This is a genomic window from Alphaproteobacteria bacterium (assembly GCA_030739735.1).
In the GTDB taxonomy this organism is placed as follows: domain Bacteria; phylum Pseudomonadota; class Alphaproteobacteria; order UBA7887; family UBA7887; genus UBA7887.
Map to the genome: position 1 here is coordinate 14,118 of JASLYQ010000017.1, position 15,575 is coordinate 29,692.

Annotated in this window: 16 protein-coding genes; 13 read left to right on the top strand and 3 right to left on the bottom strand. The window is 61.6% G+C overall.

The features are described 5' to 3' along the window. The first annotated feature begins 3 nt into the window (after positions 1-3). From QF629_09370 to QF629_09385, 4 genes are all read left to right on the top strand, one after another. Positions 4-309, top strand: coding sequence for an accessory factor UbiK family protein (locus tag QF629_09370; protein MDP6013738.1), 306 nt, complete (start codon positions 4-6; stop codon positions 307-309). Positions 310-588: 279 nt separating this feature from the next. After that, complete coding sequence (locus QF629_09375) at positions 589-1,092, top strand: YbjN domain-containing protein (protein ID MDP6013739.1); 504 nt, start codon at positions 589-591, stop codon at positions 1,090-1,092. Positions 1,093-1,096: 4 nt separating this feature from the next. Next, positions 1,097-1,915: a pyrroline-5-carboxylate reductase gene (gene proC / locus QF629_09380; GenBank protein ID MDP6013740.1), complete on the top strand. Its 819-nt coding sequence runs from the start codon at positions 1,097-1,099 to the stop codon at positions 1,913-1,915. A 308-nt stretch (positions 1,916-2,223) separates the two neighbouring features. Continuing rightward, entirely contained in the window at positions 2,224-2,715 is a 492-nt protein-coding gene (locus QF629_09385) for a hypothetical protein (protein ID MDP6013741.1), read from the top strand. A gap of 449 nt (positions 2,716-3,164) precedes the next feature. On the opposite strand, the gene QF629_09390 is transcribed toward QF629_09385, so the two are convergent. After that, positions 3,165-3,749, bottom strand: a complete 585-nt coding sequence (locus QF629_09390) for a hypothetical protein (protein ID MDP6013742.1) — start codon at positions 3,747-3,749, stop codon at positions 3,165-3,167. Between the two features lie 103 nt (positions 3,750-3,852). After that, positions 3,853-4,080, bottom strand: coding sequence for an ATP-binding protein (locus QF629_09395; protein MDP6013743.1), 228 nt, complete (start codon positions 4,078-4,080; stop codon positions 3,853-3,855). Positions 4,081-4,421: 341 nt separating this feature from the next. Here QF629_09395 and QF629_09400 point away from each other — a divergent pair, with 341 nt between their 5' ends. The 9 genes from QF629_09400 (at position 4,422) to QF629_09440 (ending at position 14,795) form a co-directional block, all read left to right on the top strand. Further along, on the top strand, positions 4,422-5,852 hold the full coding sequence (locus QF629_09400; GenBank protein ID MDP6013744.1) for an amidase: 1,431 nt from the start codon (positions 4,422-4,424) through the stop codon (positions 5,850-5,852). A gap of 2 nt (positions 5,853-5,854) precedes the next feature. Next, positions 5,855-6,901 carry a peptidase M29 gene (locus QF629_09405; protein ID MDP6013745.1) on the top strand — a complete coding sequence of 349 codons (1,047 nt, stop codon included), beginning with the start codon at positions 5,855-5,857 and terminating at the stop codon, positions 6,899-6,901. Continuing rightward, a complete protein-coding gene (locus QF629_09410; GenBank protein MDP6013746.1) occupies positions 6,898-7,722 on the top strand; it encodes an alpha/beta hydrolase in 825 nt (274 codons plus the stop codon). Before QF629_09405 ends, QF629_09410 begins: the two co-directional genes overlap by 4 nt. Then, complete coding sequence (locus QF629_09415) at positions 7,700-8,911, top strand: acyl-CoA dehydrogenase family protein (protein ID MDP6013747.1); 1,212 nt, start codon at positions 7,700-7,702, stop codon at positions 8,909-8,911. The genes QF629_09410 and QF629_09415 overlap by 23 nt, the downstream gene beginning before the upstream one ends. 500 nt (positions 8,912-9,411) lie before the next feature. Then, positions 9,412-10,848 carry an AMP-binding protein gene (locus QF629_09420; GenBank protein MDP6013748.1) on the top strand — a complete coding sequence of 479 codons (1,437 nt, stop codon included), beginning with the start codon at positions 9,412-9,414 and terminating at the stop codon, positions 10,846-10,848. An 18-nt stretch (positions 10,849-10,866) separates the two neighbouring features. Further along, entirely contained in the window at positions 10,867-11,883 is a 1,017-nt protein-coding gene (locus tag QF629_09425) for a TRAP transporter substrate-binding protein (protein ID MDP6013749.1), read from the top strand. 34 nt (positions 11,884-11,917) lie between these two features. Then, entirely contained in the window at positions 11,918-12,358 is a 441-nt protein-coding gene (locus QF629_09430) for a TRAP transporter small permease (GenBank protein MDP6013750.1), read from the top strand. A 4-nt stretch (positions 12,359-12,362) separates the two neighbouring features. Next, complete coding sequence (locus tag QF629_09435; protein ID MDP6013751.1) at positions 12,363-13,655, top strand: TRAP transporter large permease; 1,293 nt, start codon at positions 12,363-12,365, stop codon at positions 13,653-13,655. Positions 13,656-13,664: 9 nt separating this feature from the next. Beyond that, on the top strand, positions 13,665-14,795 hold the full coding sequence (locus tag QF629_09440; protein MDP6013752.1) for an FAD-binding oxidoreductase: 1,131 nt from the start codon (positions 13,665-13,667) through the stop codon (positions 14,793-14,795). Between the two features lie 37 nt (positions 14,796-14,832). Here QF629_09440 and QF629_09445 read toward each other — a convergent pair whose 3' ends face one another. Then, entirely contained in the window at positions 14,833-15,570 is a 738-nt protein-coding gene (locus QF629_09445) for a hypothetical protein (GenBank protein MDP6013753.1), read from the bottom strand. Positions 15,571-15,575 lie beyond the last annotated feature (5 nt).

Sequence of the window (15,575 nt, forward strand, 5' to 3'; positions counted from 1 at the left end):
GCGATGCCCAACGACAACCGCCTGTTCGAGGATTTTACGCGCATGGCCGGCGGCGCCATGTCGTCTTTCACAGCGCTGCGCGAGGAGATGGAGGCGCGTTTGCGCGAGCAGGTCGAGCACATGCTGATCGGCATGGATCTGGTTCGCCGCGACGAATTCGAGGCCGTCCAAGCCATGGCCGAAGCAGCAAGGACGGAGAACGCCGAACTGACCAGGCGCATCAAGGCGCTGGAGACGAAGTTCGCCAGGCCGGCCAGGCCGGCGGCGCGAAAACGTACCCACAAGCCGAAAAGCAAGGGCACCGACTAGTCGCGCAGACCACGCCTTAACTCGATGGAAGCCTATTACGGGGACAGCGTACCTAATTCTGACTCGTGACCTGCCGAAAGTGCGAAAGCGAATTAGGTTTTCTGTCCCCGCAGTAAGCAGGCAGGACTGACGGTACCGCTTGCGCAACTCGCACCCTCGGCGCTTGCGTTCCTAACCGACTTCTGGCACCCTACTGAATGTTGTGGTCGGTCGTATGATCACCCACAATATGCGCGATTTAGACTGCCGATTAGACAATCTTCACGAAAGGACACCGCGGTGGCCAAGCTGTCGGTTCTGGAGCCCGAAGGCACGATCCATCCGATCGACACCGTCGAAGAAGTGATGCTCTCCTACGAGTGGTCATTCGAGCGCCAGGGCGAGGACGAGATCGCAGTGCAGATCACCGGCCAGTGGTGCGATCTGCATATGTGGTTCGCCTGGCGCAGCGAGACGCACTCGCTGTTCTACACCTGTGCGCTCGACATGCGCGTGCCGGACGAGCGTCGCGAGGTGGTCTATCCGCTGCTCGCCAAAATCAACGAAAAGCTTTGGTTCGGCCATTTCGAACTTTGGTCGGAAGGGGGCTGGCCGACTTTTCGGCATACGCTTCTAGCAGGCCGCGGCAGCGCCGTCGGGGCCGATCTGGTTGAGGAGATGGTGGATGCGGCGCGCAGCGAGTGCGACCGCTTCTATCCGGCCTTCCAGTTCGTCATCTGGGGTGACAAGGATGCCGAGGGCGCCATCGAGGCGGCGCTGATCGAGCCAATCGGCGAGGCCTAGCACCATGGCAGGGCTACTCGTGCTTGTCGGCGGCGGCAAAATGGGCGGCGCCCTGCTGGCGGGCTGGCTGGACAAGGGTGGCATTTCCGCCGACGACGTCATCGTGGTCGAGCCGTCGCTGGGCGCTGCACGTGACTTGAACGGCCGCCACGGCGTTCGTGTAGTGGCCGATCCGGCCGACATCGACGAAACCCCGGCGCTGGTACTGTTCGCCATAAAGCCCCAGGTGATCGGTGATGTGGTTGGCGACTACCGCCGCTTCGCCACAACGACTCCTGCTTCGGCCTTCCTCTCGATCGCGGCCGGTACCCGTCTAGCATTATTCGAGGAGGCCCTCAGCGACACGACGGCCATCATCCGTGCTATGCCCAACACGCCCGCAGCAGTGGGCCGCGGCATTACCGTCTGCTGCCCCAACGCCCGTGCCGAGACCGAGCAGATTGCGCTGTGCACGCACCTGCTCGAAGCCGTCGGCGAGGTTGCCTGGATCGACGACGAAGACGACATGGACGCAGTAACCGGCGTCTCGGGCAGTGGCCCGGCCTATGTCTTCTTGATGATAGAAAGCCTGACCGCTGCCGGCATCGCCGCCGGCCTAAAGCCTGAGCTTTCCGCCAGCCTCGCCACCGCCACGGTCTCAGGCGCCGGCGAACTCGCCTTTCGCTCCGACGAGGACGCCGAAATTCTGCGCCGCAACGTCACCAGCCCCGGCGGCACCACCGCCGCGGCACTCGCCGTGCTGATGGCCGGCGATGGGCTGAATGCGCTGATGACGAAAGCGGTACAGGCGGCGACGGATCGGAGCCGGGAATTGGCGGGGTAAGGCCATGAGCATCGAGGATGTTACTAATTCACAATATTGCCCTTGTCCTATTGCTGTTGATTCGAGATCCACCTTTCAAAATAAAAATCAGTAACGATATTTTTGTTCTTACTATTTTTTCATCCCGTAATCACGAATTCTCAATTATCTCAATGCCTGCTATACGTCTTCTTCAAGTAGGCAAAATACTCATCCTAAAATGTGAAACCCTCTCTAAACTTAAGTAGACATGCTGCCTCATGTTCTAGCAGAGATTTATTGCTTTTTATGTGTTATTATCAAATGCGAAAATAGAGGAGGAGACAATAATGAAAAATCTTTTAGGGAGCCTGTTAACGAGTTTACTCGTAGCATCCTTTAGTACCGCTGTAATTGCAGACGACCTTCCAAAATCAGGCACTATAAGTTGGGTGACTGGCTGGGTTTTTGACGGTCCAACCCTAGCACCACAGGCGGACGGGTATGCCATTGGCCATGCCCAAGCGGTTGGCGCGACTTTCAACACAACTGGTGCCGGCCCGCTGCACGAGGGACGTGCACTTTGCGTCGTGACCTTTATTGCGAACCCTTGCGGCGCAACGAACAAAGGTAATTGTTACTTCGGGGACCAGAATGGGGACAGAATTTTTACTTCGTTCACTGGTGATATCGTTGCTAACAAGGGAATAAATACAATCGTCGGAGGCACGGGGAAATACGCTGGCATCAGCGGTAGCGGACCATGGGAATGCGATGCGGCAGGACCTGCTGATAATGGCGGAATGAATTGTCGCCAAAGCCTCACTTACGAGTTGCCATAGTTAAGCATCCTCAAGGCTGATCTGGACATACTGAATGTTGGTGCTTATTGACAATTTCAGAACTAGGTAGCCTGAGAGAAGAGAACAAAACTAAATAGGTCCCAGTATGGAAAACTGGGACCTATTTTAGTTCTCTGAATCTTTCTCGGTTGCCCTGAGAAGATAGAAGAGAAGCGCTGGAGATAGGTTTCGAGAATTCAAGTACGCGCGAGGGTTTAGAACAAAAACTGACTTTCACCTTTAACTTAGACACCGCAACTGAGATTGAGGTGTTCGAAGCAGAACTGGTCAGGGAAATAACGCCTCAAGAGAAAATTTAAGTTGAATATTTACCACGGCTAGACGCCCTGTTAAGTGCACGAAAGATTTTTAAGCTCTTTTTCTCACCCTCCGGTTGGTTTAGCAAAAAGTCTAGCAAAGCGCGCGATCGTACCCATGGTACAGTCGCACTATGCGACGTCGACCGATTCGGATGCGACTTCAACCTTTCGGCGCGGCACGATCCATCTGAACACGGCCGCTGGGATTAATGTCACGCTGTTGCAGAGCGAGAGCAGCACGATGGCGTAGACGGCGGCAGCGGCAGTGTGCGCGTGGGCGAAGGCGATACCTTCAGCAAGCACTGGCAGCACCTGCTCTTGCCACAGCACAGGGCAGCCTGTGACCAGCAGCGCTGGTAGTGCGGCAAGGCTGATGAGACTGAACAGCCAATTGCCAAGTGGCAGCGCCTCTAACCGATGCCGCAGGTCGATAGTGTTATAGACCAAGCCCGCAACCAGCGTCGGCAACACCAGCAGATTGATGCGCCGGACGAGGACGAGTCCCGGCCCCGGCTCGCTCGACCCGCACTCGAGCCGCACCAGACAAAATGGATCAAGCGGCAGGGCATCGAGCATCGTCACGCCAACGGCAAAGGCCTCCGGGTGCAGCTCATAGGCCAGGATAAGCAGCACTACATAAGTGGCGATGGCCAACAGAAAAAAGACGAAAAGCCAATCCCGTCCCTTCAAAAGAATGTCGTCGCGTACGCTCACCGTCTCAGCAGCGGTTACCGGCCCGCGCTCCAAAAGATTCTGATCGTGTGCCTAGTTTACGGTCTCGCCGGGGCCCATGGCCAGCCTATCGGGACGTAATAGGCTACTCTAGCCAGCAGGCACCACTCTCGTCGGCCTTGCTGTCGAAATCAAGATTGCCGCCTAGGCGCTCGATGAGATGGCGGTTGATGGTCAAGCCGATGCCAGTGCCTTCGATATTCGAGCCGTCCATGCCGAGACTCGAGAAGGGGCGGAACACCTTGCCGCGGTGGTTGGCGGATATGCTCGATCCTTCGTCGCTGTCATCGAGAGTGCGCAAGTCCGCTGGCACCGGCTTTAACTACGACGACACTGATGCCGCGCTCGTCCGCCAGCGGCTACACCAGTGCCATGCCCTCCTGCAACACCTGCGCCGCAACCAGCGGCTCCACGACCGTCTCCATATGGCTCGACTAGATTTTCGAGAGATCGGGAACGTCGTTGCGCCGTCTTAGCAGATCAAATCGCTGTGGCGATCAGCCCACATGATACACACGAAAGTCACGTCATGCGCATTTGTCTTCAAATCGACAATAGTGTGTCACCGGCTGACAGCGACCCGTTATGCTTGCGATCGCAATGGCTTGGGCAGCATGCTATGAGAGGTGGCAAGCCTATGTCGAGGAGCGAATCATGACCGATTCCGAAACCATCAACCGGCCTTTGTGGCAGTGGAGTGCCTGCGAGCTAACTTCCGCCATCGCTGCGAAGCAGGTGAGCTGTGCCAAGGTGATGGAGAGTGTGGTTTCGCGCTTGCACGCAACCAACGGACGGATCAATGCCGTGGTCGACGATTTGAGCGAGGCCGCGCTCGTGCAGGCGCGCGATTATGACAGGGCACTTGCCGCGGGAGAAGCCCTCGGACCGCTACATGGGGTGCCAGTCACGATTAAGGAGAATATCGACCAGAATGGCCGCGCAACGCCCAACGGTGTCACCGCCTATGCCGGCGTGATTGCAGCGGACGATTCTCCTGTCGTGCGCAATTTGTGTGCTGCCGGCGCCATCGTCGTCGGCCGCACCAACACGCCGGAATTCTCGTTCCGCGCCACCACGGTCAACGAGTTGCACGGACGCACCTACAATCCCTGGAACGACTGGGCCAGCGCCGGCGGCTCCTCGGGCGGCGCCGCGGCGGCTGCCATGATGGGTTACGCGCCGCTCAACCACGGCAACGACATCGGGGGCTCACTACGTTTTCCTGCCGCCGCCTGTGGTGCGGCGACGATCAAGCCGGGCTTGGGACGCACACCCGCCTACAATCCGTCCGCGCCGGTCGAACGCGGCATGCTAGCGCAGATCATGTCCGTGCAGGGCATCATCGCGCGCGAGGTGCGCGACGTGCGGCTAGGGATGCGCTCGCTCGTGCGCTACGATGCGCACGACCCCTGGATGGTGCCGATGCCCTTCGACGGCGACGCACCAGAGGAACCTATCACGGTCGGCTTCACCAAGCAGACCTTCGAGTTCGACCTGCACTCGGCGGTTTCAGACGCGCTCGATGCCGCGCGCGAAGCACTGGTCGACGCCGGCTACATCGTGCGTGAGATGGAGCCGCCCCTGCTGCGCGAAGCGGCGGAGATGGGTGGGCGCTGCTTATTTGGCGAAACTATTCTGATGCTCGGCACTGAAATCGAAAAGCACGGCAGCGACACCCTGAAGCGCATTTTCACCGAGTATGGCCACGCCTTCACACCGTTGTCGGGTGACGACCTGCTGCATGCCATGGCCGAGCGCGCCCGCTTCGTGCGCGCCTGGACCACGTTTCTGAACCAGACGCCACTCATGCTGACGCCATTCATGTTGCAGCCGACCTTTGCCTGGGACCGCGACACGCAAGGACCGGAGGGTGTGCGCGAGGTGCTGCACAGTGCCATCTATTCCTATGCCATGAACTTTCTCGGCCTGCCCGCGGGCAATGTGCCCGCAGCCTATAATGACGGCCTGCCCCTCAGTGTGCAGATCGTCGGGCGGCGCTTCCGCGAGGACATGATCCTCGATGCACTCGAGGCTATCGAGAGCCGTGTTGGAGCTATGGCGCCGCGGCTGTGGGCACGCAACTGACCATGTTGCGGAACCGTATAGAGGGAAAGTGGATCAACGCCTTCGCCGAGACCTTTGCCATGTGCAAGGTAGCCGACGGCGAAGTGGTAGCGATTCTCTCCGAGACCCAATCGCGCGAACTCAACGTGCAACTCACCGAGCTAGCACTGCTACGCCTCGGCGCGCGACCGTATCACATGGTATTGCCAACGCCACAGCAAAGCCAGGCCGTCCCCATCCGCTCCACCGGCGCTTCGCTGGCGGTGGGCGGGCTCAAGCCCGTCATAGACGCGCTTGGCGCCAGCGGCCTCGTTGTGGACCTAACTGTTGAAGGCATGCTGCACGCGCCCGAGATGCCGGCCATTCTCAGTGGCGGCACGCGTGTGCTCATGGTCTCCAACGAGCACCCCGAGGTGCTCGAGCGCTTGCGTCCCGATGCGGCGCTCGAAGCCAAGGTCAAGACCGGCATCAAGCGTCTCGCTGCGGCGAAGAAGATGCATGTGACCTCGGCCGCAGGCACGGATCTTCTGATCGACGTAGCCGAGGCCCGGGTCGGTGGGGTCTGGGGCTGGTGCAATAAGCCAGGCCGGGTCGCCCATTGGCCGGGGGGCATTTGCTTGTGCTTTCCTGCTAAGGGCAGCACTAATGGCCGCCTCGTTCTCGCCGCCGGCGACATCAACTTGACTTTTAAGCGTTACCTCGAAAGCGCAGTGACGCTAACCATCGTCGACGACTACGTCACCAAGATCGACGGCGACGGCGTTGATTCCGAGTTGATGCGGAGCTATTTCAGTGCCTGGGACGACCGCGACGCCTATGCGGTGAGCCATGTCGGGTGGGGCATGAATCCGGCCGCACGCTGGGACGCCATGGTGATGTACGATAAGCGCGACATCAACGGCACGGAGCTGCGCGCCTTCGCCGGCAACTTCCTCTATTCAACGGGGGCCAACGAGGTCGCCGGCCGCTACACTGCCGGCCATTTCGACCTACCACTGCGCCATTGCACGGTGACGCTCGACGGCGAGACCGTGGTCAGCGATGGGGTCTTACAGAGTGATCTCGCATGACCCCACTCGGCGACATGCTGACGCCTGCCTATCGCATGGTCGGCGACGGCCCCCAGACGGTCCTATTTTTGCACGGCATCGGCGGTGGACGCGGCAGCTTCGATGCCCAGATCGGCGCCTTCGGGCCCACTTATCGCCACCTCGCCTGGGATATGCCGGGCTATGGCGACTCATCACCGCTGCCGGAGATGACCTTTGCAGCATTGGCCGCAGCGGCCATACGGCTGCTTGACGCGCTCGGCGTCGTCCGGGCGCATGTTATCGGTCACTCCATGGGCGGCATGGTCGCGCAGGAGATAGCCATCGAGCACAGTGACCGCGTCGCCTCGCTAGTTCTGTCCGCCACCAGCCCGGCCTTCGGCAAACCCGACGGCGACTGGCAAAAAGAGTTTCTGGCGGAACGCCTGGCGCCACTCGACCGCGGTCAGACCCCCGCCGACCTGGCGCCGGTGGTAGTCAGCGGGTTGGTGGCCGAGAACGCACCAGCGGCTGCAATCGACGCCGCCACCGCCTCCATGCGCCAGCTCTCCTCCGCTACCTACCGCACAGCGCTGGCTTGCCTTGTCACTTTTGACCGTCGCCATGCGCTCGACCGCATCGTCGCACCATGTCTGCTGATCGCGGGTGAAGCCGATACCCTAGCCCGGGCGCCCATGATGGCGCGCATGGCGAAGCACATCGCCGGCGCGCAATACATAGCGATACCCGGCGCGGGCCATCTCGCCAATCTCGAGACGCCGGCCGCTTTCAATGCTGCCTGTGCGAATTTCCTTGCCTTACAAACATATACAAGAGTTTATGACACAGGATTTGACCGATAGACAGCGCGACCTGATTGAGCGCGCCGGACACCTCGGACGCGAGCGCTTCGCCGAGCGCGCCGCGCGCTATGATACAGAAGCGAGCTTTCCCTTCGAAAATTATGCCGACCTGCGCGAAGCCGGCTTGCTCGCCCTTTGCGTACCCGAAAGCCACGGTGGGTTGGGCGCCGATTTTGAGACCTATTGCCTAGTCTCGGCCGAGATCGGACGCTACTGCGGCGCCACTGCACTAACCTTTAACATGCACGCCTGCTCAATGCTGTGGTCGGGCACCATGACCGACGAGTTCGACATGGATGACGCGGTGCGCCGCGTCCACGCAAAGCGCCAGGCCCTACATTTCCGCCGCGTCGTCGAGGACGGCGCCATTTATGCCCAACCCTTCTCGGAAGGCAATGCTTCGGCAGCCGGCCAAGCACCCTTCGGTACCCTCGCCAAAAAAGTCGAGGGCGGCTATGTGTTGAACGGCCGCAAGATCTTTGCTTCACTGGCGGGCGCAGCCGATTATTACGGCATTCTCTGCACCGAAGACGTGAAAGACGCGGGGCGCAAGGACACCATATACCTCGCCGTACCCAAGGATGCGGATGGCATCACCGTCACCGGCCCGTGGGATCCGCTGGGCATGCGCGGCACGGTCTCGCGCACGCTGGTTATGGAAAACGTATTCGTGGCCGAAGAGAATGAATTAATGCCGCGCGGTATCTACTTTCAAGCGGCGAACCGCTGGCCGCACATGTTCATCACGTTGTCACCAACCTATATGGGCATCAGCCAGGCGGCCTATGATTTCACGCTCAAGTACCTGCGCGGCGAGGTCGGGGGGCTGCCGCCGGTTAAGCGGCGCCAGTTCGCTACCAAGCAGCTCGCCGTGGCCGAAATGTACGTCAAGCTGGAACAGACGCGGGCGTTATTCCGCCGCGCCATCGCTGAAGCTTCAATCGATCCGACCAAAGACCAGCGCATGCGCGCTTGGGCGACGCAATACACGATCATGGAGAACGCTAACGATCTGTGCCGACTTGCCATCCGCACCTGCGGCGGCCAGTCGATGCTCAAGACCCTGCCCCTCGAGCGCCTCTATCGCGACAGCCGCTGCGGCTCTCTGATGCTGCCGCTGACGGCCGAGCTCTGCCTCGTCCGCCTCGGCACCGACGCCCTTTACGAGCCAGGCGAGAGCGACGAGTGATAAAGGGGCGCTGGCGAGACAGCTACCCACCATCGTCTTGTTGCCGCTTGCCTTGGTGCGGGCGGGCATCGGCGGCAACGCGGTGTGCGCGATACAGTGCTGCTCAACGGCAACTATCTCGCCGAGGTCTAGGCAACACACAACTTTGTAGGTCAGCCTGTGGTGACGATCACGGGTAGCATCGCTCAGATAAGTAGAAATTTCTCCTTCGCAAAAGTACGGAAGTTGGAGTTTGTTCTCTCAGCCCGCGCGCTGCCCCCACCCCTGACGATCGTGGAAGAGCGCTGGCTCGATCGCGACAGCGACGAGAGACGCCGTCCGTGCTACCATTGCCACTGGAATTGTCAAACAGTTAGGGGGTTTTCATGGGATGCAATCGCATTCGACAGGCCGTTATGGCGGGAGCCGTGGCACTCACCTTATGGCCGCCCGCACCGCGCTCCGTAGCTCAACCGCCCGCCATCACAGTCGATGCGGGATACATGCCCTACTAATACATGCTGGATCTTTCTACCTGGATAGACCGCTGGGCCGCACATTCTCCGGATAAGACCGCCATCAACTGGGGCGGAGGGCAGCTGAGCTACGGAGCGCTAGCAAAGCGCATTAGGATGCTGGCGGCGACTCTTGGTGCCGAGCCAGGCGACCGTATTGCCTATCTCGGGCAGAACTCGCCGCATCTGATCGAGCTGGTCTTCGCCTGCGCGCGTCTCGGTGCCATCGCCGTGCCGCTGAACTGGCGGCTAGCCATGGACGAGCATCGCTACGTGCTGGAGGATTGCGGCGCGCGCACGCTGATCTATGAACCGAACTATGCCGAGACCACAGCAAACCTAGGCCTGACGCGGATCAAAGCTAATACCTGGAACAGCGCAGCATTGCCGCGGTCACGCGGTGGGCCCGACAGCCGCGTGCTGATTGTCTACACTTCGGGCACAACGGGGCGCCCCAAGGGCGCGGTTCTGGACCAGCGTGCCCTCGCCTGTAACGCCATCAACAGCACCGTGATGCACAACCTAACCAGCGCCGACCGGGTGCTCACCACCATCCCACTGTTCCACATCGGCGGCCTCAACATCCAAACTCTACCGGCGCTACATGCGGGAGCCACCATCTATCTCCACAGCGTGTTCGATGTTGAAGCTACCTTCGCCGCCATCGCCCGCGACCGCCCTACCCTGATGGTGCTGGTGCCGGCACAGATGCAAGCAATGCTCGCTCATCCCTCCTGGGCCGATTGCGATCTCTCCTGCCTGCGCATGGTAACCACCGGCTCGACCACCGTGCCGCACGGACTGATAGAGGCCTTTCACGCACGCGGCGTGCCGGTCGGGCAAGTTTATGGTTGCACCGAGACAGCACCGATCGCCACCTGTCTGTGCGCTGAGCAGGCCAGCGATCATGTCGGCTCCGTTGGCCTGCCGGCGCGGCATTGCGAGGTGCGCGTGGTGGACGATGACGGCCGCGATGTGGCGGCCGGAGAACGCGGCGAGATCTGGGTGCGTGGCGACAACGTGATGCGCGAATACTGGAATAACCCCAAGGCTAGTGCGGCCGCTTTTAGCGACGGCTGGTTCCGCACCGGCGATATCGCCGAGCGTGACGATGACGGCTTTCTCTCGGTGGTCGACCGCAAGCACGACATGATCATCTCGGGCAGCGAAAACATCTATCCGGCCGAGATTGAGCGCGTGCTTGCCGATGCGCCCGCCATCTCTGCGGTCGCCGTGGTCGGCCGCGCCGACCAACGCTGGGGCGAGGTTGCGGTGGCAGTGGTGGTGCGTCGCGATGCGGGCCTAGACGAAAGCGGCGTGCTGGCATTGCTTGAGGGGCGACTAGCACGCTACAAGCATCCCCACGACGTGATTTTCGTCGATGCCCTGCCGCGCAACGCCATGGGCAAGGTTGAGAAGCACGTGCTGCGCAGCATGGTTTAGAACCTGAAGGATAACGTGATGGTGACGATACACAAACTGACGGTCCTTCTTGTCGCCTTGACGGTCCTGGCCGATCCGGCGGCGGCCGAGACGGTGCTACGACTGTCGAACTGGGTGCCACAGAGCCACGTCATCACGCGCAATATTCTCGCCCCCTGGGCCAAGGACGTAGTGCGCGTCACCGATGGGCGCGTACGTGTCGAGATGCTCAAGACACCGCTCGGCAAGCCGCCGGCTCATTACGACATCGCCCGCGACGGCCTTGCCGATATCACTATCGGCGTGCACGGCTACACGCCCGGACGTTTCATACTCACGCAAATCGCCGAGCTGCCTTTCTTGAGCGACAGCGCGGAAGCTCTCTCTGTCGCCTATTGGCGCGTGCACGAGCGCTACCTGGCACCCCACGGCGAACATCGCGGCGTGCACTTGCTGGCGCTCTGGACACACGGGCCCGGCCATATCTTCAATGCCAAGCGCGACATCCTTACCGTCGCCGATCTTGACGGCCTCAAGTTCCGCGTCGGCGGCGCCTCGGTAAGCCGCATTTCCGATGCGCTAGGCACGGTGGGCATACCGGTGCCGGCCACCAAGGCCTATGAGCTGCTGTCCAATGGCGTTGCCGACGGCATCTACTTTCCCGCCGAGTCAATCGAGTTCTTCAACCTGACTCCGTTCATGCACCACGGCACGCTGATCCCAGGCGGACTCTACAATGCGAGCTTCTTCCTAATCGCCAATACCGATAGCTGGCGGAAAATCACCGTGGCCGACCGCGACGCCATCATGGCCGTCTCGGGCGAAGTGCTAGCCAAGCGCGCGGGCATCGCCTGGGACCACTCCGACCATGCGGCAATGCAGGCGTTGATGGCCGCCGGTACCGCCTTAACGTTGGCCGAGACACCCATGATCCAGGAGTTGCAATATCGCCTGGCTTTCGCCGAGGCCGACTGGGTAGCCAATGCCAGCGACGCCGGGGCGGACGCAGCGCTGGCGCTGGCAGCGCTGCGCACGGAGATCGAGGGCTATCGCTGAGTCAAGAGTAGAGCGCACCCTCGACCGCCTGTTCTTGGCCGGCGGCTGGATCGCTGCCGCCCTGGTCTTTGCCATGATGGCGCTAACGGTCGCCGACGTGGCGGGACGCTATCTCTTCAACTCTCCGGTGCACGGCGCCTTCGAGCTGACCCAGGCGATGCTGGCCCTGACCATATTTTCGGGCCTGCCCTTGGTGAGTTGGCACGGTGGGCACGTGACGATCGTCCTGACCGATCGCTGGTTCTCGCCTGCCCTAGCACGCCTACGTGATCGCCTGCTGGCCACGGTTTGCGCGTTAGTTGCCACGATCATGGCCTGGCGCCTCTGGTTGCTGGCTGGCCGTCAGGCTGAATATGGCGACCGCTTCGAGCTCATCGGCGTGACCCATGCCACGATCAGCTATCCCATGAGCGCCATGACAGGTCTTTGCGCCCTCGCCCTGTTGTCGCGCGCCGTTCTGCCCCAGAAACGTTGATCCTATGGATACGATCATAGCCGGCTTTGCCGGCTTATTCTTGCTCATATTGCTGCGGCTGCCCATCGCCTTCGCCATGGCGCTGGTAGGCACTGTCGGCGTAGCCTCGGTCGTCGGCTGGGGCCCGGCGCTCGCACTGGTGCAACAGACTACTTTCGACACCGGCTTGTCCTACGAGCTATCGGTGGTGCCGTTATTCGTGCTGATGGGCAATCTGGTGGCACGCGCAGGCCTCTCGGACGAACTCTACGCCGCCTCCAACGCCTGGCTCGGGCATCGCCGCGGCGGCCTTGCTATGGCAACGGTGCTGGCCTGCGGCGGCTTCAGCGCCATCTGTGGCTCCAGCCTAGCAACCGCGGCGACTATGGCGCGGGTGGCGATGCCGTCGATGCGGCGTTATGGCTACGCCGATTCGCTCGCCGCTGGATCGATCGCTGCTGGCGGCACCCTCGGTATTCTGATTCCGCCGAGCGTAATCCTGGTGCTCTACGGCATTCTCGCCGGCCAGGATATCGGCCTGTTGTTTGCCGCCGGCCTGCTTCCCGGCCTACTCGGCATCATGGGCTATATGGCCGCCGTTGCCGCCGTCACCCGCCTACGACCTGAACTCGGCCCGCGGGCCCAGCGTGCCGGCATGGCCGAGCGCTGGCGAACAACTCGCCAGGTCTGGGGTGTGCTACTGCTCTTCGTGGTCGTGATGGGCGGTATCTATGGCGGTGTCTTCACGCCGACAGAGGCAGCCGGCGTCGGTGCGTTCGGTAGCTTCCTATTCGCCCTCGCGCGGCGCCGTATCAACGCGCGCAGCTTGATCGACGTACTCGTACAGGCGATCGAGACCACTGCAATGCTGTTTTTCATATTGATCGGCGCGCTGCTATTCTCCGGCTTTCTCAACATGGCCGGTCTACCGGACCTCCTGGCCAAGTTGGTAGCCGGAATCGCTGCGCCACCGGTAGCAGTGCTCGCCTGCCTGCTCGCCATCTACCTTCTGCTTGGCTGCGTGCTCGAGAGCCTAGCCATGGTGCTGCTGACGGTGCCGGTCTTCACCCCCATCGTCGCCGATCTCGGCTTCGACTTGATCTGGTTCGGCATTGTCGTTGTCGTGGTCACCGAGATCAGCCTCATCACGCCGCCGATCGGGCTCAACGTGTTCGTGCTGCGCAGTGTGCTACCAGACGTTAAGACCGGCGACATCTTTCGCGGTGTGGTGCCGTTCTGGATGGCCGACATCGTCCGGCTCACCTTGATTGTAGCGGTGCCCGCCATCGCCCTCGCACTTCCCGGAACGATGCGTTAGGTATTCTGCATGGCAAGTTGGGATTTCATCGTTATCGGCGGCGGCATTGCCGGCGTCTCGGCAGCGGCCGAGCTAGCACGCTCGGGCCGCGTGCTGCTACTGGAGCGGGAGGAGCGGCTTGCCTATCACACCACGGGGCGTTCGGCGGCTTTCTTTACAATGAATTACGGCAACGCGATGATCCGCGGCCTGACGGCGGCGAGCGGCCCTTTTCTCACCAAGCCACCGGACGGCTTTGCCGAGGCGCCGCTCATGAGCCCTCACCCGGCGGTAACGGTGGCGCGCCATGACCAGGACACGGCCTTCGAAACGAACCTCGCGAAAGCCACGGCCTCATCCGGCAACATCGTCGAGATCAGCCCGGGTGAGGCCGAGGCCATGATCGGCGTCATGGCACCGGGCTATGTCGCCCGCGCCCATCTCGAGCCCGACGCCATGGCCATGGATGTGGACCTCATCCATAGCGGCTTCCGACGCCAGCTCACGGCGCGCGGCGGCGAGATCACCTGTCGTGCGGAAGTACAAAGCCTGAGGCGCAAGAACGGCCTCTGGCAGGTCGCGACCGGCACCCAGACCTTCCAGGCTCCGGTAGTCGTCAATGCCGCGGGCGCCTGGGCCGATGAAGTGGCCGGGCTTGCCGGCGCGCGGCCGCTTGGGCTGCAGCCCAAGCGGCGCACGGTCATCCTCTTCGCGCCGCCTGAGGGTGTCGACCTGCGCCGCTGTCCGCTGGTGATCGACTGCGAGGAGCTCTTCTATTTCAAGCCAGAGGCGGGCATTGTCCTTGGGAGCCCGGCGGACGAGACGGATTCACCGCCTTGCGATGCCCAGCCCGAGGAGTTCGATATCGCCCGCGTGGTGGAGCGGATAGAAGCCGCCACGACGCTGCGCATCCGCCGCTTGGCACACAAATGGGCCGGCCTACGCAGTTTCGTTACCGACCGCACGCCAGTAGTTGGTCACGACCCGGAGATCAAAGGCTTCGTGTGGCTAGCCGGCCAGGGCGGGTACGGCATTATGACTTCGCCGGCCATGTCCCGCGCCGCCGCAACGCTGGCAACCGGTAACGCCTGGCCCCTGGATATCGCAGCGCACGGCATTCATGCCGAGGACCTATCGCCGGCCCGCCCAAGCCTGGCGTAGCCTGGCCACCGATATAGGTGCCCTTCGTTAGATCGGTTTACGGGTAGGCACAGACCTGCTCGGTGACGAGGAGAAAGCCGCGCGCGTCCGCGGCAGCCATGGTGAAGCGGTGGTCGCGGTCGTTAATCATCGCCGAATGATATAGTGGCAGCGTGCCTTCCACCTTTTCGGTACGCCCGCCAGGAAGCGTGAAGAAGACGCCAACGGGCTTAGCCTCGTCGTACCAACCCTCCTTGTTGCCCGCCGCATTAACGCTGCTCTCACCGATCGCGGTGACCGTGATCAGGTTATCGGCAAAGCTGACGAAGGCATTGCGGCCGTCCGATATCGGCGTCTGCACGATGAAGCGCCGGCTCGTCACTTCGGCATCGCAATCAGTCTCGTCACTCGCCAAGCTTATGACATGGCTGATGCGCTCGGTCGATACCCCCGTCTCGAGCCGCCCGCGAACCACGGTCATGATGTCGTAGACCTCGCCCTGGGGCACCTCGGCCTCGTAACGCTGGCGGTAGCGCGTGGCCCTTTCCAGCGCCGTAGCTCTAGCCGCGACCGCCTCGTCGGTCTCCGCCCGCAGACGCTCATTCTCGTCGGTCATCGCGGTCATGCGCGTTTCGAGCACGCGGTTGCGGCTCCCGGCATGCTCACCACCCATGGTGTAGGCCCAATACGAGATCACGCCGATGATGGCGCCATAGAACACCAGGCGCACCATCGCCATGCGCCAGCGGTCGCGGCGGCGGCGATCGAAACGACTACCATGGCTACTGAAGGTCACCAGCC